Source organism: Achromobacter sp. CSND-B12 (assembly GCF_052906545.1).
The window spans coordinates 5,264,809-5,285,526 of the sequence record NZ_JBREGJ010000001.1 but is presented as its reverse complement, the minus strand read 5'-3'; the positions used below and the strand labels follow the sequence as shown (position 1 = coordinate 5,285,526).

The 20,718-nt window shown below is 67.7% G+C and carries 21 protein-coding genes; 7 read left to right on the top strand and 14 right to left on the bottom strand.

Going from position 1 to position 20,718, the window contains the following annotated elements:
• Positions 1-36: 36 nt before the first annotated feature.
• The 8 genes from ACUTAG_RS24955 to ACUTAG_RS24920 all read right to left on the bottom strand — a co-directional run bounded on the left by ACUTAG_RS24955 (position 37) and on the right by ACUTAG_RS24920 (position 8,174).
• The gene (locus ACUTAG_RS24955; protein WP_006384054.1) at positions 37-393 is read right to left on the bottom strand and encodes a Spx/MgsR family RNA polymerase-binding regulatory protein; all 357 of its coding nucleotides are present in this window, start codon (positions 391-393) and stop codon (positions 37-39) included.
• Positions 390-1,199 (bottom strand): ABC transporter permease subunit, encoded by an 810-nt coding sequence (locus ACUTAG_RS24950; RefSeq protein WP_006384055.1) that lies wholly within the window; start codon positions 1,197-1,199, stop codon positions 390-392. Before ACUTAG_RS24950 ends, ACUTAG_RS24955 begins: the two co-directional genes overlap by 4 nt.
• Positions 1,196-2,116 (bottom strand): ABC transporter permease subunit, encoded by a 921-nt coding sequence (locus ACUTAG_RS24945; RefSeq protein WP_006384056.1) that lies wholly within the window; start codon positions 2,114-2,116, stop codon positions 1,196-1,198. Before ACUTAG_RS24945 ends, ACUTAG_RS24950 begins: the two co-directional genes overlap by 4 nt.
• A complete protein-coding gene (locus ACUTAG_RS24940; RefSeq protein WP_006384057.1) occupies positions 2,113-3,240 on the bottom strand; it encodes an ABC transporter ATP-binding protein in 1,128 nt (375 codons plus the stop codon). The genes ACUTAG_RS24945 and ACUTAG_RS24940 overlap by 4 nt, the downstream gene beginning before the upstream one ends.
• 5 nt (positions 3,241-3,245) lie before the next feature.
• Positions 3,246-4,349 carry a polyamine ABC transporter substrate-binding protein gene (locus tag ACUTAG_RS24935; RefSeq protein ID WP_053498779.1) on the bottom strand — a complete coding sequence of 368 codons (1,104 nt, stop codon included), beginning with the start codon at positions 4,347-4,349 and terminating at the stop codon, positions 3,246-3,248.
• 150 nt (positions 4,350-4,499) lie between these two features.
• A complete protein-coding gene (locus ACUTAG_RS24930; RefSeq protein ID WP_038503137.1) occupies positions 4,500-5,231 on the bottom strand; it encodes a 3-deoxy-D-manno-octulosonic acid kinase in 732 nt (243 codons plus the stop codon).
• Positions 5,221-5,643, bottom strand: coding sequence for a group II truncated hemoglobin (locus tag ACUTAG_RS24925; protein ID WP_006384574.1), 423 nt, complete (start codon positions 5,641-5,643; stop codon positions 5,221-5,223). Before ACUTAG_RS24925 ends, ACUTAG_RS24930 begins: the two co-directional genes overlap by 11 nt.
• On the bottom strand, positions 5,643-8,174 hold the full coding sequence (locus tag ACUTAG_RS24920) for an ABC transporter permease (RefSeq protein ID WP_446650376.1): 2,532 nt from the start codon (positions 8,172-8,174) through the stop codon (positions 5,643-5,645). The genes ACUTAG_RS24925 and ACUTAG_RS24920 overlap by 1 nt, the downstream gene beginning before the upstream one ends.
• Positions 8,175-8,299: 125 nt before the next feature.
• On the opposite strand from ACUTAG_RS24920, the gene ACUTAG_RS24915 reads away from it, so the two are divergent.
• From ACUTAG_RS24915 to ACUTAG_RS24905, 3 genes are all read left to right on the top strand, one after another.
• A complete protein-coding gene (locus ACUTAG_RS24915; RefSeq protein ID WP_446650375.1) occupies positions 8,300-9,274 on the top strand; it encodes a TRAP transporter substrate-binding protein in 975 nt (324 codons plus the stop codon).
• Between the two features lie 111 nt (positions 9,275-9,385).
• Positions 9,386-9,886, top strand: coding sequence for a TRAP transporter small permease (locus ACUTAG_RS24910; protein ID WP_024068297.1), 501 nt, complete (start codon positions 9,386-9,388; stop codon positions 9,884-9,886).
• Positions 9,887-9,919: 33 nt separating this feature from the next.
• Positions 9,920-11,197, top strand: a complete 1,278-nt coding sequence (locus tag ACUTAG_RS24905; protein ID WP_020924420.1) for a TRAP transporter large permease — start codon at positions 9,920-9,922, stop codon at positions 11,195-11,197.
• 121 nt (positions 11,198-11,318) lie between these two features.
• Here the strand turns inward: ACUTAG_RS24905 and ACUTAG_RS24900 are convergent, their stop codons facing one another.
• Positions 11,319-11,609 (bottom strand): DUF3579 domain-containing protein, encoded by a 291-nt coding sequence (locus tag ACUTAG_RS24900; protein ID WP_006388526.1) that lies wholly within the window; start codon positions 11,607-11,609, stop codon positions 11,319-11,321.
• 146 nt (positions 11,610-11,755) lie between these two features.
• On the opposite strand from ACUTAG_RS24900, the gene ACUTAG_RS24895 reads away from it, so the two are divergent.
• A complete protein-coding gene (locus ACUTAG_RS24895; protein ID WP_020924422.1) occupies positions 11,756-12,937 on the top strand; it encodes an aspartate aminotransferase family protein in 1,182 nt (393 codons plus the stop codon).
• Positions 12,938-12,993: 56 nt separating this feature from the next.
• Positions 12,994-13,935, top strand: coding sequence for an ornithine carbamoyltransferase (argF, locus tag ACUTAG_RS24890; protein ID WP_026382721.1), 942 nt, complete (start codon positions 12,994-12,996; stop codon positions 13,933-13,935).
• A gap of 65 nt (positions 13,936-14,000) precedes the next feature.
• On the opposite strand, the gene ACUTAG_RS24885 is transcribed toward argF, so the two are convergent.
• From ACUTAG_RS24885 to ACUTAG_RS24865, 5 genes are read right to left on the bottom strand one after another with little or no spacing between them, the layout of a single operon-like run.
• On the bottom strand, positions 14,001-14,888 hold the full coding sequence (locus ACUTAG_RS24885) for an alpha/beta fold hydrolase (RefSeq protein ID WP_446650374.1): 888 nt from the start codon (positions 14,886-14,888) through the stop codon (positions 14,001-14,003).
• Between the two features lie 23 nt (positions 14,889-14,911).
• Entirely contained in the window at positions 14,912-15,475 is a 564-nt protein-coding gene (locus ACUTAG_RS24880) for a hypothetical protein (RefSeq protein WP_446650373.1), read from the bottom strand.
• A 12-nt stretch (positions 15,476-15,487) separates the two neighbouring features.
• The gene (locus ACUTAG_RS24875; RefSeq protein WP_020924425.1) at positions 15,488-16,018 is read right to left on the bottom strand and encodes a carboxymuconolactone decarboxylase family protein; all 531 of its coding nucleotides are present in this window, start codon (positions 16,016-16,018) and stop codon (positions 15,488-15,490) included.
• A gap of 2 nt (positions 16,019-16,020) precedes the next feature.
• Positions 16,021-16,977, bottom strand: coding sequence for a Bug family tripartite tricarboxylate transporter substrate binding protein (locus tag ACUTAG_RS24870; protein WP_020924426.1), 957 nt, complete (start codon positions 16,975-16,977; stop codon positions 16,021-16,023).
• 58 nt (positions 16,978-17,035) lie between these two features.
• Positions 17,036-17,902 (bottom strand): amidohydrolase family protein, encoded by an 867-nt coding sequence (locus ACUTAG_RS24865; RefSeq protein ID WP_446650372.1) that lies wholly within the window; start codon positions 17,900-17,902, stop codon positions 17,036-17,038.
• 126 nt (positions 17,903-18,028) lie between these two features.
• On the opposite strand from ACUTAG_RS24865, the gene ACUTAG_RS24860 reads away from it, so the two are divergent.
• A complete protein-coding gene (locus ACUTAG_RS24860; RefSeq protein WP_054472050.1) occupies positions 18,029-18,958 on the top strand; it encodes a LysR substrate-binding domain-containing protein in 930 nt (309 codons plus the stop codon).
• A 122-nt stretch (positions 18,959-19,080) separates the two neighbouring features.
• On the top strand, positions 19,081-20,421 hold the full coding sequence (gene argG / locus ACUTAG_RS24855) for an argininosuccinate synthase (protein WP_006388517.1): 1,341 nt from the start codon (positions 19,081-19,083) through the stop codon (positions 20,419-20,421).
• Positions 20,422-20,718: the final 297 nt, after the last annotated feature.

The following is a 20,718-nucleotide window of genomic DNA, read 5'->3' as shown; positions in this document are numbered from 1 at the left end:
CCGCGCGATGCCTTGTCGGCCTTGCCCGCCACGGCGTCAGGCGAAGCGTTCGCCGTAGCGCTTTTCGCTGAAGCCGACGCCGACTTCGCCATCCGGCGTCACCGCCACCGGGCGGCGCACCAGTGCCGGGAACTCGGCGATCAGCTTGGTCCACTGCGCGTCGGTGCTGGCCGTCTTGCGATCGTCCGGCAGGTTGCGCCAGGTCATGGAAGCGCGGTTGACGAGTTTTTCCCAGCCGCCGAGCTGGCCGGCCCATTCCTTCAGGGTGGCGGCCGGCACTGGATGGTCGCGGTAGTCGATGAACTGGTGGTCGACGCCGTGCGCGGTCAGCCACTCGCGCGCCTTGACGCAGGTGCTGCACTTGGTCAGGCCATACAGGGTGGTTTGCTTCATTTGGGTTCGGACTCCTTGCGCCATTGCATGCGGTTGGCCAGGATGACGCAGGTGCCCACCGCCAGGATGAACAGCGTCGCCAACGCATTGATCTCGGGTTTCAGGCCCAGCCGCACGCGCGAGAAGACTTCCATCGGCAGCGTGCTGGAACTGGGACCGGACAGGAACGACGCCAGCACCACGTCGTCCAGCGACAATGTGAAGGATAGCAGCCAGGCCGAGGCCAGCGCCGGCGCGATCAGCGGCAGCGTGATCTTGAAGAACACCGTGATGGGCGTGGCGCCCAGGTCCAGCGCGGCTTCTTCCAGCGAACGGTCGAGGTCGCGGATGCGGGTCTGGATCACCACCGCCACGAAGGCCATGCACAGCGTCACGTGGCCCACCCAGATGGTGAAGATGCCATTCTCGGCCGGCCAGCCCAGATGGCCGCGCAACTCCACGAACATCAGCAGCAGCGAGATGCCCAGCACCACTTCGGGGATCACCAGCGGCGCGCTCAGCATGCCCACGTACAGCGCGAAACCGCGGAAGCGCCCCATGCGGCCCAGCACGTAGCCGGCCCAGGTGCCGATGATGACGGCCGCGGTGGCGGTCATGGCGGCGATGCGGAACGACAGCCAGGCCGCGCGCAGCAACGCGTCGTCGTTGAACAGCGAGTGATACCAGCGGAACGAGAAACCGGTCCAGGAGGTCACGGCGGGCGATTCGTTGAACGAGAACACCATCAGGCTGATGATGGGCACGTACAGGAAGAAGTAGCCCAGCCCCAGCACCACGGCGCGCAAGGTCTTGTTGGGACCGTTCATTTGCGCCCCCCGTTGGCCAGTTCCTGCTGCTTGACCTGGTTGTACTGGAACAGCGCCAGCGGCACCAGCAACAGCAGCACCATCACGCAAGTCACCGCAGAGGCCATCGGCCAGTCGGTGTTGTTGAAGAACTCGTTCCACATGACGCGGCCCATCATCAGCGTGTTGGCGCCGCCCAGCATTTCGGGAATGACGTATTCGCCGACCGCCGGGATGAACACCAGCATGGCGCCGGCGATGACGCCCTGCCGCGACAGCGGCACGGTGATCTGCCAGAACGCCTGCCAGGGCCTGGCGCCCAGGTCGTAGGCGGCTTCCAGCAGGCGCAGGTCCATCTTCACCAGCGTGGCATACAGCGGCAGGATGAAGAACGGCAGGTAGGCATAGACCATGCCGATATACACGGCCAGGTCGGTGCGGTAGATCTCCAATGGGCTGGAGATGATGCCGAGCCATTGCAGGAAGTTGTTCAAGAGACCGTCGTTGCGCAGGATGCCGACCCAGGCGTACACGCGCAGCAGCAGCGAGGTCCAGAACGGCAGGATCACGCCCAGCAGCAGCAGGTTGCGCACCCGCGGCGACGATCGCGCGATGTAGTAGGCGATGGGATAGCCGATCAGCACACAGGCCAGCGTGGTGATGGCCGCGATCTTTACCGAACTGAGGTAGGTGGCGAAATACAGGCTGTCGGTGAACAGCAGGATGTAGCCGCGCAGGTGCAGGCTGAACTGCACCGCCTCGTCCTTGAACTCCGCCAGCGAGGTGTACGGCGGAATGCCGAACTTGAGCTCGGCGAAGCTGATCTTGAACACCAGCAGGAACGGCACCAGCAGGAACAGCACCAGCCAGGCGAACGGCGGCACCACCGCCAGCGTCCGGCCCGAGGGCAGCCAGTCGCGGGGCGAGAAGCGGCTCATGACGCCAGCACCGTCGCGCTGTCGGCGTCCCAGCTGACGAAGATCTCTTCGTCGATGCCCGGGGCGTCCAGTTGGGCCAGTTGCAGGCTGGGCACGCTGGCCTCGACCATGGCGCCGGAATCCAGGCGGATCTGGTAGAGCGCGTAGCTGCCCATCCATGCCATGTGGCTGACCATGCCGTGGGCCCAGTTGTATTCGCCCGCCGGCTGTTCGCGCGACACCACCATGCGCTCGGGGCGGATGGAGACGTGCACGTCCATGCCCAGCGGCTCGCTGACGCCGTGGCTGACGTACAGCGGGCGGCTCAGTTCGGGGCTTTCGATGGCGACGTGGTCGGGTTCATCGACCACGATGGTGCCGGTGAACATGTTGGTCGAGCCGATGAAGCTGGCGACGAAGCGCGAGTTCGGGAAGGCGTAGACGTCCTGCGGCGTGCCGCACTGCACGATCTGGCCCTCGGTCATGACCGCCAGGCGGTGCGCCATGGTCATGGCCTCTTCCTGGTCGTGGGTGACCATGATGCAGGTCACGCCGACCTGCTCCAGGATCTTGACCAACTCGATCTGGGTCTTCTGGCGGATCTGCTTGTCCAGCGCCGACATCGGCTCGTCCAGCAGCAGCAGCTTGGGCCGCTTGACCAGGCTGCGCGCCAGCGCCACGCGCTGCTGCTGGCCGCCGGACAGCTGGTTGGGCTTGCGGCGCGAATAGCCGGCCATCTGCACCAGGTCGAGCGCCTCGAACACGCGGTCGTGGATTTCGGCGCGGTCCACGCCTTCCTGCTTCAGGCCGAAGGCCACGTTGGCCTCGACCGTCATGTGCGGGAACAGCGCGTACGACTGGAACATCATGTTCACCGGCCGCCGGTACGGCGGCACGTTGGTGATGTCCTCGCCATCGAGCAGGATCTGGCCCGAGGTGGCTTCCTCGAAGCCGGCCAGCATGCGCAGCAAGGTCGACTTGCCGCTGCCGGAGCTGCCCAGCAACGCGAAGATCTCGTTGCGCTTGACCGAGAGGTTGACGGAACGGACGGCGACCACGTCGCCGAAGATCTTGACCACATCGGCGACCCGGACGAACTCGTCCGGGTCGGCCGCATGCTGCGCCGAGTAACGGCTATCGCTCATGATGCTCAGCGTCCCGATTTCAGCTCGGCCCACATGCGCGTCTGCAGGCGCTGGATGTTCAAGGGCTGGGCCTTGATGACATACAGCGACTTGGAGACCTCGGGCGACGGGTAGATCATCGGGTTGTCGGCCACGTCCTTGACCACGTACTTGCGCGCCTCTTTGTTGGCGTTGGGGTAGAACATGGTGTTGGTGATGGCGGCGTGCACCTGCGGCGTCTCGATGTAGTTGATGAACGCCAGGGCCTCTTCCGGATGCGGCGCGTCCTTCGGGATGACCATCAGGTCGAACCAGGCCGGGGCGCCGCCCTTGGGAATGAAGTAGTTCACTTCATAAGGCTTTTTGGCCTCCTGGGCGCGCTTGCGGGCGATCATGACGTCGCCCGAGAAACCGTAGACCATGCACAAGTCGCCCACGGCCAGTTCGTCGATGTAGCCCGACGAGCTGAATTGGCGGATGTACGGACGGATCTGCTTGAGCACGTCCAGCGCGGCCTTGTAGTCGTCCGGGTTGGCGCTGTTGGGGTCCTTGCCCAGGTACTTGAGCACGGCCGGGAACACCTGCGCGGCCTCGTCCAGCATCGAGATGCCGCACTCCTTGAGCTTGGCGGCGTTCTCGGGCTTGAAGATCATGTCCCAGTTGGCCAGGTCGGCGTTCTCGCCCATGATCTGCTTGACCTTGGTGACGTTGTAGCCCAGGCCGTTGGTGCCGTAGCCCCACGGAATGGCGTATTCGTTGCCGGGATCGACCGAGGCGACCAGCGTCATGACGTCGGGATCCAGGTACTTCCAGTTGGGGATCTTGGACTTGTCCAGCTTCTGGAACAGGCCGGCCTCGATCTGGCGCGAGGCGTAATGCGTGGACGGGACAACGACGTCGTAACCCGATTTGCCGGCCAGCAGCTTGGCCTGCAGCGTGTCGTTGCTGTCGTAGACGTCATAACGGACCTTGATGCCGGTTTCCTTCTCGAAACCGGGGATCGTGTCCGGGGCCGTGTATTCGGCCCAGTTGTAGACGTTGACGACCTTGTTCTGCGCCACCGCCGCCGACGTGGCTGCCGCGACCAGCATCGTCCCCAGCGCCCAGCGCATTCCCGCCCGTAGTTTCATTACCAGCCCCCCAGCTATATGCCGTAAGTTACAGGAGTACCAAAAGGCGGAATCATAAAGCCTTTTAGCGATGGCCTGCCCAACTTTACCGGCGGATTTAGCGCAATTTGCCGCAATTGGGCCCGGATCGGGCCGCGGGCGCCGCCCGTCTCAGGGCTGTACGCCGATCCCCCAGGCGGTCCAGTAGCTGTCGCGCAATTTGAGCCAGAAACGCTCGCCCTCGTCCCCCGCCACCTTGACCAGCGACCGGCGCAGGCGTTCCAGGTTGCCCTGGCGCTGGCGGTCGGAAAGGCCGCCATCGGTGCCGCGGTCGAAATCGATCAACCAGACCCGGCCGTCGGACCCGATCAGGATGTTGAAGGCGTTCAGGTCGGCGTGCCAGACGCCGGCCCGGTGCATGCGCACGATGGCCTCGGCCACCGGCTGCCACAACGGCTCGGCCAGCGCCTGGGCCAGCGGCCGCACGCCCGGGATGCGCTCGACCACGATGGCGGCGCGGTAGGTCGGCCCCTGGCGCCAGTAAGCGGCGGCCAGCGGCGCCGGCACCGGCAGGCCCTGGGCGCGCATGGCGGCGAGCAGGCGGAATTCGCGGAAGCTGCGGGTACGCGCCTGGCCCGCCCACAGGTAGGTGTCGCGGCTGAGCTTGGCGATCAGGCCGCCGCGCCGATAACGTCGCAGCACGCCCTGCCAGCCCTGGCCCTGCACGAACCAGGCCGCCTGGCGGCCGCCAGCATCCACCGGCCGGGCCCGGTCGCCATAGTGCGCCGGGTTGAACAGCTCGGGACCGGCATCGCCCAGACGCGGGTCGGCCAGCATGGCGCCGGCCAGCGGCGCCGGCCAGGCATGGCGCCGGGCGCCGCAAGGGTCCCGATCAGCCTTCACGGTTGCGCATCCAGTCGGCCACGCCGAAGAACGATTGCAGCAGGCGCTCGACCAGGGCGGGTTCGACGCCCTCGTCTTCCATGGCGCGGCCCATGCAGGCCACCCATTGGTCGCGCTCGACCTGGCCGATCGAGAACGGCAAATGCCGCGCCCGCAGGCGCGGATGGCCGAAGCGCTCTATATAGTGATTGGGGCCGCCGAAGTAGCCGCACAGGAACCAGAACAGCTTGTCGCGAGCCTCGTCCAGGCTGGGGCCGTGCGCGGCGCGCAGTTCCTTCAGGTCGGACTCCATGTCCATCAGGTCGTAGAAGCGGTCGACCAGGGCGCGCACGCCGCGTTCGCCGCCCAGGAGATCGAAAATGCTGGAGGAAGTTTCCACGGGTTCGGTAGGGGTTTGGACGGAGGACGTCATCAGGTTTCTCTCAGGGTGACCAGCGGCGGGGTGCGCAGCACGCCGCGCAACGCCAGCGCGCCACCGGCCCAGGCGCCGAGCATACCCGCGCCGACCCCCACCAGCCAGGGCCAGAGGCTGAGGGTAATCGTGAAATCGAACACCTGGGTTGATAAAGCCCAAGCGATCGCGCTGGCGCCGGCCGCGGCCAGCAGGCCGGCCAGGCCGCCCACCGCCCACAGCTCGATGCGCTGCGAGCGCGCCAGCTGGCGCCGGGTGGCGCCCAGCGCGCGCAGCACCGCGGCTTCGCGCATGCGCTCGTCGCGGGTGGCGGTCAGGGCGGCCGACAGCACCAGCACGCCGGCCGCCAGGGTGAACAGGAACAGCAGCTGCACCGCGCGGCCGACCTCGTTGAGCACCGACTGCAACTGTTGCAGGATGGCGCCCACGTCGAACACCGTCAGGTTCGGGAACTGCCGCACCAGCGCGGGCAGCACCTGGGCCTTTTCCGGCGGCAGGTAGAAGGACGTGATCCAGCTTTGCGGCATGTCGGCCAGGGTTTCGGGCGTCAGGATGGCGAAAAAATTGACGCGCATCGTATCCCAATCCACCCGCCGGGTGCTGGACACGGCCACCTCGAACTGCTGGCCGGCCACGTCGAAGGTCATCTTGTCGCCCAGCTTGATGCCCAGCGTCTTGGCCAGGCCCGACTCCAGCGACACCTCGGCCGAGCCCGACTTGAGCCAGCGGCCCTGCTCGATGCGGTTGGACGACGGCATCTGCTCGCCATAGGACAGGTTGAACTCGCGGTCCACCAGGCGCTTGGCGCGCGGCTCCTCGTAGTCGTCCGGCCCCACCGGCTTGCCGTTGACGGCGATGAGGCGGCCGCGCACCATCGGCGACAGCACGATCCGGCCCAGCCCCTCGCGGGTCAGCGCGTCGGTCACGGCCTGGCGCTGGTCGGGCTGCACATTGATGAGGAAACGGTTGGGCGCGTCCGGCGGCAGCGTGCGCTGCCAGCCCTGGATCAGGTCGGTGCGGGTCATGGCCAGCAGCAGCAGGGCCATCAGGCCCACCGCCAGCGCGCACACCTGGGTGATGGTGGCGGCGCGCCGGCGCACCACCCCGGCCAGCGCGAAACGCAGCGCCGGCAGGCCTGCGGCCAGGCCGCGCAGGCGCGCCAGACCCAGGATGCAGAGCCAGGCCACCAGCGCGAACAGCGCAAAGGCCCCCAGGAACCCGCCCGCCACCACGCCGCCCAGCTTCGCGTCGCCGGCGAACCACCAGATCAGCAGGGCGAATCCGACGGCGCCGACGCCGTAGCCGAGCGCGCCGCGGGCGCTGATGACGTCGGCGTCGCGCCGCAGCACCCGCGCCGGCGGCACGTGGCGCAACCGCGCCAGAGCCGGCAGGGCGAAACCCAGCAACAGCAAAAGGCCGGTCAGCAGCCCCTGCAGGGCCGGAATGGCCGAGGGCGCCGGCAAGGTCGTGTCGATCAGCGAACCCAGCACCATCACCAGCACCTGGTGCACCGCGTAGCCCAGCAGGCAGCCGGCGGCCGAGGCGAACAGGCCGACCAGCGCGAATTCCAGGGTCAGCATGCGGGCGATCTGCGACTGCACCGCCCCCAGGCAACGCATCACGGCAATGCCGTCGCGGTGCCGGGTCATGTAACGGCCGGCCGCCAGCGCCACTGCCACGGCGGAAATCAGCACCGCCAGCAGCGCCACCAGCGACAGGAAGCGCTGCGCCCGGTCGAGGGTGCGGCGCACCTCGGGCCGGCCCGATTCCAGCGTGGCGACCTTCTGGCCGCGCTTGAGGTTCTGGCCCAGCCAGGCGGAGTAATTCGCCACCGCATCCGGTTCGCCGGCCACCAGCAGGGCATAGCCGATGCGGCTGCCGGGCGCGATCAGCCCGGTGGCCGGCAGATCGCTGGCGCGCAGCATCACCCGCGGCGCGACGTTGACGAACTGCATGCCGCGGTCCGGTTCGTAGGTGATGACCCGGTCGATGCGCAGGTGGGCGTCGCCCACGTTCAGGGTGTCGCCGACCTTCAGGCCCAGCAGCGACAGCAGTTGGCCGTCCACCCAGACCGCGCCCTCGGGCGGGATGTCGCGGGTGGGGCCGTCGGGGTTGAACGGCGCGTCCGTCACCCGCAGGGCGCCGCGCAGCGGGTAGCCGGGCTCGACCGCCTTCAGGGCCGCCAATTGGGCGCCGTCGCCGGCGCTGACCATGGACGGGAACTGCCAGGTACTGGAGACGGACAGGCCGCGCTCGCGGGCCTGATCGAGGAAGGCCGCCGGCACCGGTTCGTCCGCGTCCAGCACCAGGTCGGCGCCCAGCATCTGGCCGGCGTCGCGTTCCAGCGCCCGGCCGACCCGGTCGGCCAGGAAGCCGACGCTGGTGACGGCGGCCACCGCCACCACCAGGGCCAGCACCAGCAGGCGCAGCTCGCCGGCGCGGGCGTCGCGCATCATCATGCGGGCGCCCAGCGCCAGGGTGGTCCAAAAGCCGGGGCGCCTGGCCCGTGAGACATCAGGGAAATCCATCATCTGCCAATGTTAACCAACGGCCGGAATGGGGGCCGAATCCCGCTATCATGCGCGAAGCGCCTTGCGGCGCCGCATACCGACTGCAAAACACACTGCAAAAAATACTGATATCCCTGGAGAAGACAATGCGTAAATCCTGGCTCGCGGCCACGATCCTGGCTGCCTGCGCGGTCGCCGCGCCCCTGGCCGCCTCGGCCCAGACTCCCCTGAAGATGGCCTATGCCCTGTCGACGTCGTCGCACTACGGCGCTGGGGCCGACGCCCTGGCCAAGTCGATCGAGGCGTCCAGCAACGGCAAGTACAAGGTACAGCAATTCGCCAACAGCGCGCTGGGCGGCGAACGCGAAGTGATCGAAGGCCTGCAGATCGGCACCATCGACCTGGCCATCGTCTCGACCGGCGCCACCCTGAACTTCGTGCCCGAGACCGGCGTCTTCGACATCCCCTTCCTGCTGCGCGACCTGCAACACGCGCGCAACGTGCTCGACAGCAAGATCGGACAGGATATGCTGGCAAAGTTCCCCAGCCGCGGCATCATCGCGCTGGCCTGGGGCGAGCAGGGCTTTCGCCACCTGACCAACAACGTGCGCCCGGTCAAGACGCCGGCCGACGCCAAGGGCCTGAAGATCCGCACCACGGAAAACCCGATCCACATCACCGCCTTCCGCCAGATCGGCATCCTGCCGACGCCGATGGCCTGGCCGGAAGTGGCCACCGCCCTGCAGCAGGGCACCATCGACGGCCAGGAAAACCCGCTGTCGGTCATCACCTCGGCCAAGCTGTCGCAGATGCAGAAATACCTGTCGCTGACCGGCCACGTCTACGGCCCGGCGCTGGTGCTGATGTCGGCCAACGTCTATGACGGCCTGTCGGCCGACGACAAGGCCAAGTTCGACAAGGCCGGCAAGGAATCGGCCCAGGCCATGCGCGCCTATGTCGACAACATCGAGAAGACCGGCGTCGAGCAACTCAAGAAGGAAGGCATGCAGGTGTCCGAAGTCGACCGCGCCGCCTTCGCCGCCGCCGTCGAGCCGGCCTATCCCGAGTACTACAAGAAGTTCGACAAGAAGCTGATCGAGTCGATCCGCGACACCAAGTAAGCGCAAGGCCGGCGCGGCGCGAGGCGCCGGGATGACGGAAGCGAATTTCGTCCCCGGCGGCGCCTGCCGCTCCGCCCTCCGCGCGCTCCGCCATCCGTCCTGGAAACCCCCATGCGTCTGCTCTGCGCCTTAGACCGCATCCTGTTCAAGCTGGTGTCGGTCATCGCCCAACTCCTGCTGGTGGCCGCCGCGGCCGCCGCTTTCTACCAGGTCATCGCCCGCTTCGTGCTGCATTCGCCCGCCGACTGGAGCGAGGTGCTGACCCGCGCCCTGCTGATCTGGACCGTGCTGCTGGGCGTGGCCCTGGCCTTTCGCCACGGCGCCATGATCAGCGTCGAACTGCTGCGCAACCTGCTGGGCGGCATGCGCCGCCGCGTGCTGGAGGCCGTCATCGGCCTGATCTGCGCCGGTTTTCTCGGCTTCATCGCCTGGATCGGCGGCCAGATGACCTACCGCGTGCGTTTCCAGAACGTGCCCAGCCTGGACATCTCGATCTCCTGGATCTACCTGGCGATCCCGGTGGGCGCGACGCTCGCCGCCATCGCCGTGCTGGCGCGCTGGTGCGCCGGCGAAGAAGAAGACGTCCCCGTGCGCAACGACGCGCAGGGCTGAGTCCCGTCCCGAATCCAAGCAGCCGATATCGCCATGTCCCAATTAATGATTGTCTCGATGCTGATTTTCTTCGGGCTGTCCGTGCCGGTCGCCGTGTCGATCGGGCTGGCCAGCCTGGCGGGGGTCGGCGCCGCCAACCTGCCCTGGCTGGTGGTGGCCCAGCAGCTCTATGCCGCGCTGGACAAGTACCCGCTGGTCGCGATCCCGTTCTTCATCCTGGCGGGCAACCTGATGGAAGCCGGCGGCATCTCCGAACGCATGGTGGAGTTCGCCAAGAGCGTGGTCGGCGGCATCCAGGGCGGCCTGGCCTGCACCTGCGTGCTGACCTGCATGATCTTCGCCGCCGTGGCCGGCTCCAGCGTCGCCACCACCTTCGCGGTGGGCGCCATCCTGATCCCGGCCATGATCCGCCACGGCTATCCCGCCCCCTTCGCCGCGTCATTGCAGGCCAGCGCGGCCGAGCTGGGGGTGATCATCCCGCCGTCGATTCCGATGATCCTGTTCGCGGTGTCCACCGACACCTCCACCGGCGAACTGTTCATCGCCGGCGTCATGCCCGGCATCCTGATCGGCGTGGCGCTGATGTTCTACGTGTGGCTCTACGCCAAGCGCAACAACCTGGGCAAGCGCGACGGCGAAGGCCGTCTGCCGCTGTGGCCGGCCTTCAAACGCGCCTGGCTGGCGCTGATGATGCCGGTCATCATCCTGGGCGGCATCTACGGCGGCGTCTTCACCCCGACCGAGGCCTCGGTGGTAGCGGTGATGTACGCGGTGGTGGTGGGCAAGTTCGTCTACCGCCGCCTGAGCTTCAAACAGCTGTCGGACACGCTGCATAAGTCGGTGGTGTCCACCGCCGTGATCATGTTCGTGATCGCCAATGCCGGCGTCTTCAGCTTCCTGCTGAACCGCGCCGGCATCCCCGATGCGCTGGGCGTGTGGCTGGCGCAGCTGTTCGACACCCAGTTCTCGTTCCTGATGGGCGTGAACCTGGCGCTGTTCGTGATCGGCATGTTCATCGAGACCTCGGCCTCGATCGTGGTGCTGGCCCCGCTGCTGCTGCCGGTGGCGCTGAAGTTCGGATTGGACCCGGTGCACTTCGGCATCATCATGGTGGTCAACCTGGCCCTGGGCATGATCACGCCGCCATTCGGGGTGAATCTGTTCGCGGCGTGCGCAGTGGCCAAATTGCCGCTGGAGCGGTTGATCAAGCCGTTGATTCCGTTCGTGGGAGTGGTGATTGTCTGCCTGATGGTGATTACATATTGGCCGGGGTTGTCGTTGGGACTGCGCGACCTGGTCTACGCCAAGTAGCAACGCGGCCGGCCGCCACGCGGGCGGCCGCGCGCCACCCCGCCCCGGCGAGAGGGGCGCGGCCTGTAGCAAGCCTGAAAGACAAAGCGCCCGATTCGGGCGCTTTGTGGTTTCGGCAAGCCTAGATTTCGCGTTCTTCCGTCTTGAGGTGGTTGTCGCGGGCGAAATCCACCACGAACTTGTACGCCAGCGGTTCGAGGTCGCGCAAGCGCTGGTCGACCACGATGCCACGCACGCCGTCGATGACGACGGGCAGCACGTAGGGCGAGTAGGTGAGGTGGTTACCGGCACAGCCGGCGGGCCGGAACTGTGCCATTACGCCGGCGAGCCGTTCCGCCCAATCGCTGGGGCGAAAGCGGCTACCGCTTTCGGTAACGCCATGAATTACGAATTGTCTGACGCGAGTTGCCATGGATTCTTCACTACGGAACGCCCTTCACGAAGCCGGATCGTCGGCGTGATCAAACATGCGCCCCGCGCCGCGAATTGTATATGATTGATCCTTTGCCCTGTCCCGAAAGGCGATCCGCCCAGGGAAAAAGCCCAGGAGGACCCGTCATGACCTCGCCTCTGGCCAATATCTACGCCCGGCTGCCGGTCTCGTTCACCCACGGCCAGGGGGTCTGGCTGTGGGACGCGCAGGGCCGCAAGTACCTGGACGCGCTGGCGGGCATCGGCGTCTCCTGTCTGGGCCACGCCCATCCCCGGCTGGTCGCGGCCATCAGCGAGCAGGCCGCGCGCGTCATCCACACCTCCAATATCTACGAAGTCCCGCAGCAGACCGAGCTGGCCGCGCGCCTGGCGCGGCTGTCCGGCATGCGCGACGTGGTCTTCAACAACAGCGGCTCCGAGGCCAACGAAGCCGCCATCAAGCTGGCGCGCTACTACGCCTACCGGCACGGCAACAGCCACGCCCACATCATCACCATGGACTCGTCCTGGCACGGACGCACCCTGGCCACGCTGGCCGCCACCGGCAGCGACAAGGCGCGCAAGGGCTTCGAGCCCCTGCCCTCGGGCTTCATCCAGGTGCCGTACAACGATGCCGCCGCGATCCGCGCCGCCGGCGACGCCGAGCCGCGCGTGGCCGCCGTGCTGCTCGAAGCCCTGCAGGGCGAAGGCGGCATCCGTCCCTCCGATGCCGCCTTCCTCCAAGAGGTACGACAACTGTGCACCGAGCGCGGCTGGCTGCTGATGATCGACGAGGTCCAGTCGGGCATCGGCCGCACCGGCAAGTGGTTCGCCCACCAGTGGGCCGACATCGTGCCGGACGTGATGACCCTGGCCAAGGGCCTGGCCGGCGGCGTGCCGATCGGCGCGATGCTGGCCGCCGGCCCTGCGGCGGGCGTCTTCACCCCCGGCAGCCATGGCACCACCTTCGGCGGCGGCCCGCTGGTCTGCGCGGCCGGCCTGGCGGTGCTGGACGCGCTGGAATCGGAAAACCTGCTGGCCAATGCCCACGACGTGGGCGGACACCTGCAGGCGCGGCTGGCCGCCGAACTGGCCGGCGTGCCCGGCGTGGTCGAGGTGCGCGGCCGCGGCCTGATGCTGGGCATCGAACTGACCCGTCCCTGCGGCGTGCTGGCGTTGCGCGCCCTGGAAGCGGGCCTTTTGATCAACGTCACCCGCGACCGCGTCATCCGCCTGCTGCCGCCGCTGGTCCTGTCGCGCGCCGAAGCCGACCAGATCGTCGGCATCCTGGCGCCGCTGATTCGACAGTTCCAGGCCGAACATCCATAATCAACCTCCCGCCCGGGCCACGAGCCCGTCCGGGCCCAATGACCTGCGACATCACCATGACTCCTCCCACGACTCAAAACGGCCCCTTGCGGCACTTTCTGCAGTTCAAGGACTTCTCGTCCGCCGAGATCGCCTACGTGCTGGACCGCGCGCGGCTGATCAAGGAAAAATTCAAGCGCTACGAACCCCACATGCCGCTGCACGACCGCACGCTGGCGATGGTGTTCGAAAAAGCCAGCACCCGTACCCGCGTCTCGTTCGAGGCCGGCATGTACCAGATGGGCGGCTCGGTCATCAACCTGACCTCCAACGATTCCCAACTGGGCCGCTCCGAGCCCATCGAGGACACCGCGCGCGTCATCTCGCGCATGGTCGACATCGTCATGATCCGCACGTTCGAGCAGACCCGCATCGAGCGCTTCGCCTCGCACTCGCGCGTGCCCGTGATCAACGGCCTGACCAACGAATTCCACCCCTGCCAGATCCTGGCGGACATCTTCACCTACATCGAGCACCGCGGCCCCATCGCCGGCAAGACGGTCGCCTGGGTCGGCGACGCCAACAACATGGCCTACACCTGGCTGCAGGCCGCCGAGATGCTGGGCTTCACGCTGCACGTGTCGACCCCGGCCGGCTACGAGCTCGAAGCCGCCCGCATCGGCTCGCCGTCCGACAAGGTGCTGCGCCAGTTCAAGGACCCGATGCAGGCCTGCCAGGGCGCGCACCTGGTCACCACCGACGTCTGGACCAGCATGGGCTACGAGGCCGAGAACGAAGAGCGCCGCGCCGCCTTCGCCGACTGGTGCGTGGACGCCGAGATGATGGCCGCCGCCGATCCCCAGGCCGTGTTCATGCACTGCCTGCCCGCCCATCGCGGCGAGGAAGTCACCGGCGAAGTCATCGACGGCCCGCAGAGCGTGGTCTGGGACGAGGCCGAGAACCGCCTGCACGTGCAGAAGGCGCTGATGGAGTTCCTGCTGCTGGGCCAGTTGAAGTAAGCAACTCGCCCATGAAAAAAGCAGCCCCGTGGGGCTGCTTTTTTTATCCGCGCCAGGCGCGGCATTCAGGGCTTGAGCGACTTTTCCCAGCGCACGATGGCGTCGACCACCGCCTGCGGCGCTTCCGGCACCAGCGCGTGGCCGGCGCCCGGGATCACCACCACCGACACGCGCTCGCCGAATTCATCGCGGATCTCGTTGCGGGTCGATTCCGGCTTGAACAGGTCGGCGCCGGCCTGCAGATCCAGCAGCGGCTTGCTGCCGCCCGACCACCAGTCCGACTGGCGCGTGGCCTTGCCGGCCAGGCGCTGGCTTTCGCTGACCTCGGGATACCAGCCGCTGAGCCAGACGCTCGCGTCATGGCCCGGCGCGAAGAACGCGTACTGGATGGACTTGAGGCGCTCGGCGTCGGGCAGCGACAGGTCGGCGCTGCGGTCGACGTGCTCGCTCAGGCCGGCGGGGTACTTCTTGGCCGCCGCCGCCACGATCACCACGCCGCGCACCAGGTCGGGATGGTCCACGCCCGTGGTGCGCGCCACCCAGTTGCCGAAGGCGTGCCCGATCATCACCACCGGCTGCTTGGCGACATCGCGGATCACCGCCGCCATGTCGTTGCCGAAGTCATGCAGCGTGATGTCCTTCATCGGCCCGCTGCTGCCGCCGATGCCGCGCGGCTCGGGCCGCAGCACGCGGTAACCGGCCTGCGCCAGCCGCGCTGCGAGGTCGTCGAAATCCTCCTGGCCACGGCCGCGCGACGGCAACAGCACCAGGGTCGGGCCCTGGCCCTGCACCAGCACTTCGATGCGGGCGCCGTTGCCCGGCAGCACCGTCACGCGCTCGACCTTGTCCGCAGGCGCCGCCGCGGCAGGCGTCGGCGCGGCCTGCGCGGCCAGCGACAACCCGGCCGCGTTCAACGCGCCCCACAGCAAAACCCTCGCCCATCGCTTGCCCATCGTTGTCTCCTCGTTCTTCTGTGTCAAAGAATCTTCTGGAACATGGTGCGGCGCGTGTTGCGGAACGACGGCCGCACCCGGCTGCTCCAGTCAGTGGCGCGCACCGCCAGCCACGGCGGGCTGCCGAAGGTCTCGCGCGTTGCCAGGTCATAGCAGGCCAGGTAGCGCGGCCCCTGGTCGCGGCATTCATAGCGCTGCGCGCGCACGGTGCCGGGCACCGCGGCCAGGCCCGGCAGGTGCTCCTGGTCGTACCAGGCATTCAGGTCCGCCTCGGCCTCGGGCAGCACGTCGGTCTCGACGATGTAGTGCCAGGGCGCATCCAAGCCGGCCGAAGCGCCGGCCAGGTCCAGGGTCAGGTGCAGCACGCGCGCCTGCGCCCCGGGGAACAGTTCGGCCAGGCGCGCCTGCACTTCCGGCTGGCCACCGGCGTCGCCGTCGACATATACATAGGTCTCGTCCTCATCGACCGCGGCGAAAGCGCGCAGCCGCACGCCGTCCAGGCCCTCGGTCAGGCGTTGCGCCATGTCGGCCGTGCGCGCCGCGTCGAAACGCTCGCCCAGCGACACCAGCAATACCGTCTTGTCCATGCAAAGCTCCTTTCAGTGCCCGACGCGCAGCGCCACCAGGAAGCGCGACACCATGTTGTAGGCGGCTACCGTCGCGGCCAGTTCGACCAGTTCCTGGTCGTTGTAGCGCGAACGCAGCGGCGCGAACAGCGCGTCCGGCACCTCGATGTCGCGGGTCATGGCATCGGTCAGGGCCAGCACGTCGGCCTCGCCCGCCTCCAGCCCCTGCACCGCGTCCGCTTGCGGGCCGCCGCGCAACTGGTCGACCACCGCCTGCGGCATGCCCGCCGCCAGCGCGTGCGGCACGTGCGCGTCGAACTCGTACGGCGCGTTGTTCAGGGTCGCCACGCGCAGGATGATCAGTTCGCGCACCCGTGGCGACAGCGAGGTGTTCAGGCGGATCGCGGTCAGCATCGCCTCCCAGCCCTGCACCACGGCGGGGCTGTTCAGCAGCACCTGGTACAGCGGCGAGATGCGGCCGCGCGCGGCCGCGATGCGCGCTTCCATTTCGGCCAGGGCCGGGCGCGTGCCCGGCACGACCGGCGAGACTCGGCAATCGCTCATGCTCACTCCGGACGAATGTTCTTGCGTTGGATCAGCGAACCCCACTTTTCGCGGTCGGCGGCGATCAGCGCCGCCAGCTCCTGCGGCGAGCTGGGCGCGGCCTGGGCGCCGAACTTCTCCAGCTTGGCGCGCACCGCTTCATTGCCCAGCGCGGCGCGCAGGGCCTGGTTCAGTTTCTCGACCGTGGCCGGCGGCGTGGCGGCGGGCGCAACGATGCCGTACCAGTTGTTCGACTCGACGCCGCTGATGCCCTGCTCGGCCAGCGTCTTGACGTCCGGCAGCAGCGGATGGCGCGTCGGCGCGGCGATGCCCAGCGGCTTGAGCTTGCCGCCCTGGATGTGGCCGATCAGGCCCGGCACGTCGCCGAAGAAGCCAGCCACCTGGTTGCCGAGCACATCGTTGATGACGGGCGCCGCGCCCTTGTACGGCACGTGCAGCACCTTGGCCTTGCTGGCGTCGGCGAACATTTCCAGCGTCAGATGCGGAATGCTGCCGATGCCCGACGAACCGATGGCCACCGATTGCGAAGCCGCCTGCGAACGCTTGACGAAATCCGCCGCGTCGGTCGCCGGATTGGCCGGATTCACCACGAACACGGTGGCGTTGTTGACCACGCGCGACACCGGCGCGAAATCGCGCACCGGGTCATACGGCAGGTCCTTGTACAAGGCCGGGCTGATGGAGACCGCGCCAACGCTGGTCAGGAACAGCACCGAGCCATCGGCCGGCGCCTTGGCGACGTAGGCCGCGGCGATGTTGCCGTTGGCGCCCGCCTTGTTCTCGACGATGACCGACTGCTTGAGTTCCTTGCCCAGTTGTTCGGCCAGCACCCGGCCGACCAGGTCCACCGGGCCGCCCGGCGGGAAGGCAATGATCAGGCGCACCGGGCCATCGGCGTGCGCCGTGGCGCCCAGGCTGGCCAGGCCCAGCAGGCCGGCGAATACGAGTTTCTTGAACATGGATTGTCTCCTCGGGATATCGTGTTTTCTTGTCGCCTGGCAGCAGGCGATGGCGCGGCTACGGAAATCCGTAGAGACGCGCCGGGTTGTCCACCAGGACCTGCCGGCGCATCTCAGCGTCCGGGCAGGCCAGGAAAAAAGCGTCGGCCAGCTCGCCGTCGTCGGGCATATCGCCCGCCACGTTCGGATGCGGCCAATCCGTGCCCCACAACGTGCGTTCCGGCAGCGCCTGCACCAGGGCGCGCACGAACGGAATGCCTTCGGCAAAGGGGCGCTTGCCCGAGGCGATGCGGTCGATCCCGGACACCTTGACCCAGGCGCGCGGCTCGCGCGCCAGGTCAAGCAGCGCGCGGAACGCCGGCGCGCCCAAACCTTCGGCGGCCTTGACGCGGCCCATGTGGTCGATCACGAACGGCACCGGCAGCGCCCGCAGGCGCGGCAGCAGCTCTGGCAGCATGGCGCCGTCCAGGTGCAGGCAGACGTGCCAGCCCAGCGGCGCGATCAGCCCGATGACGTGGTCGAACACCGCCGGATCGGGCGCGCCGCCCAGGTGCGGCACGAAGTTGAAGCGCGCGCCGCGCACCCCGCCCTCGTGCAATCGGCGCACGCTGGCCGGCGTGGCGTCCGCGCCCAGCAGCGCCACGCCGCGGTAGCGGCCCTGGCTCTGCGCCAGCGCGTCCAGCAGCGCGGCGTGGTCGCTGCCATGGCAGTTGGCCTGCACCACCACGGCGCGCTGCACGCCAAGGTGCGCATGCAGGGCCGCCATCCTGGCGTAGGGCGCGTCGGGCGGGGTGTAAGAGCGCCCCTCGGCATACGGAAACACATCGGCGGGGCCGAAGACGTGGCAATGCGTATCGCAGGCCCCGGCCGGCAGCGCATGGCGGGGACGGGAAGGCGTGGCTAGCGGGGGACGACAATCGGGCACGGGCGGGTTCCTGCGGGCAAAACACCATGCTCATCGATTGCGAGCCGCTTAACAATGCTATATCTTTGATTTCAGATATAGAAAATACAAATATCCACACACCCTTTCCCGCCTCCCGGCCCCATCATGGACCTCAAGCAAATCGAGTATTTCGTGCGCGTCGCCGAACGCCGCAGTTTCTCGCGCGCGGCCGAACTGCTCGACGTGGCCCAGCCCACCCTAAGCCGCCAGGTGCGCCTGCTGGAACTCGAACTGGGCCAGCACCTGCTCTACCGCAACGGCCGCGGCGCCGAACCGACCGAGGCAGGATTGCGTTTCCTGGAGCATGCCCGCGCCCTGCTGGCGCTGGCCGACCGCGCCAAGCAGGACCTGCAGACCCTGCGCGAAACCCCGACGGGCAAGGTGGTGGTCGGCCTGCCGCCCCGCATCGCGCGGGTGCTGACGCCGCCGCTGGTGCAGGCGTTCCGGCGCCGCTTTCCCGATGCATCGATCGCCGTGGCCGAAGGGCTGAGCGCGCAGATGCGCGAATGGCTGCTGGCTGGACGGGTCGACCTGGCGCTGCTGTACGACCCCGCGCCTTCGCCGCAACTGGGCTATGAATCACTGTTCCGTGAGAATCTGGTGCTGGTGGCCGCCGCCAACCACCAGCCGCCGCTGCCCGCCCGCATCGCGGTGGCCGGCCTCGGCGCATATCCCCTGGTCCTGCCGAGCCTGCCCAACGCCATCCGCACCCTGGTCGAGAGCATCTGCCGCGCCCAGGGGGTACGGCTGCAGGTCGCGGCCGAGGTCGACGCGGTGCAGACCATCGTGGAACTGGCCGCCCAGGGCGACGCCTACGCCATCCTGCCGCGCTCGGCCGCGCGGGGCCCGGCGGCCGAGCACGCGCTGTCGCTCAGCGAGATTGAAGCGCCCCGCATCACCAACAACCTGGTGCTCGCCAGCGCCCGCCACCGCCCCGCCACCCGCCTGGCCAGCGCCACCGGCGACCTGATCCGCCAGTTGAACCTGGCGGCGCTGTTCGAGCCGGCCGCCCCGCCTGCCCACCCCCTGCCCTGACTCCAGCCCGGTCCCCTGCCCGGGCCCCTGCCCGGACCGCCCAAACGCGTTAAAATGGCGGGCAGATTTCTTGTTTGGCGGCTCGTTGCTGTCAAAGTCCCGTTGGCGTCTCACCTCAAACAATGACCACTATCCTCCCGAACCTTCCCACCGGCCAGAAGGTCGGCATCGCCTTTTCCGGCGGCCTCGACACCAGCGCTGCGCTGCTCTGGATGCGCAACAACGGCGCCATCCCCTACGCCTACACCGCGAACCTGGGCCAGCCCGACGAATCCGACTACGACGAGATCCCGCGCAAGGCCATGGCCTACGGCGCCGAGAACGCCCGCCTGATCGACTGCCGCGCGCAGCTCGTGGCCGAAGGCATCGCCGCCCTGCAGGCCGGCGCCTTCCACATCTCGACCGCCGGCATCACCTACTTCAACACCACGCCCATCGGCCGCGCCGTCACCGGCACCATGCTGGTGGCCGCCATGAAGGAAGACAACGTCAACATCTGGGGCGACGGCAGCACCTTCAAGGGCAACGACATCGAGCGCTTCTACCGCTACGGCCTGCTGACCAACCCGGACCTGAAGATCTACAAGCCCTGGCTCGACCAGCAGTTCATCGACCAGCTCGGCGGCCGCTCGGAAATGTCCGAGTACATGCGCCAGGCCGGCTTCGACTACAAGATGTCGGCGGAAAAGGCCTACTCCACCGACTCCAACCTGCTCGGCGCCACCCATGAAGCCAAGGACCTGGAACACCTGAACTCCGGCATCCGCATCGTCAAGCCCATCATGGGCGTGGCGTTCTGGCGCGATGACGTCGCCGTCAAGGCCGAGGAAGTCACCGTCCGCTTCGAGGAAGGCCAGCCGGTCGCCCTGAACGGCGTTGAATACAGCGACCCGGTCGAACTGATGCTCGAAGCCAACCGCATCGGCGGCCGCCACGGCCTGGGCATGAGCGACCAGATCGAAAACCGCATCATCGAAGCCAAGAGCCGCGGTATCTACGAAGCCCCGGGCCTGGCCCTGCTGTTCATCGCCTACGAGCGCCTGGTCACCGGCATCCACAACGAAGACACCATCGAGCAGTACCGCGAAAGCGGCCGCAAGCTCGGCCGCCTGCTGTACCAGGGCCGCTGGTTCGACCCGCAAGCCATCATGCTGCGCGAAACCGCCCAGCGCTGGGTCGCCCGCGCCATCACCGGCGAAGTCACCATCGAACTGCGCCGCGGCAACGACTACTCGCTGCTGAACACCGAATCGCCCAACCTGACCTACGCCCCCGAGCGCCTGTCGATGGAAAAGGTCGAGAACGCCCCCTTCACCCCCGCCGACCGCATCGGCCAGCTGACCATGCGCAACCTCGACATCGTCGACACCCGCGCCAAGCTGTTCACCTACACGAAGACCGGCCTGCTCTCCGCCTCCGGCACCTCGCTGCCGCAACTGAAGGACGAGGCCAAGAAGAAGTAATTCTTCCCGCCCAACAAAAAGCCCCTCGGCAACACCGAGGGGCTTTTTTTGTTCAACACGCCACACAACGCGAGCCGTCCCGCCCCACCGCCCAAATGCCAAAAGGTGGCCGCCCGCGCGGCCTCCTTTTGGCGACCCCGAAAGATCCTTCTCACTTCAATAAACCATGGGCAAGAACGTCAAGCAAACCGCCCGCCCCCAAGTCCGCCAAGATGCAGACATTGCAGCCCGCCGGGTTGGCGTTGCGGGGGTGCGGGGCGTGTAGATGCGCCCGACGGAATCCGAAGGAGTCGCCGA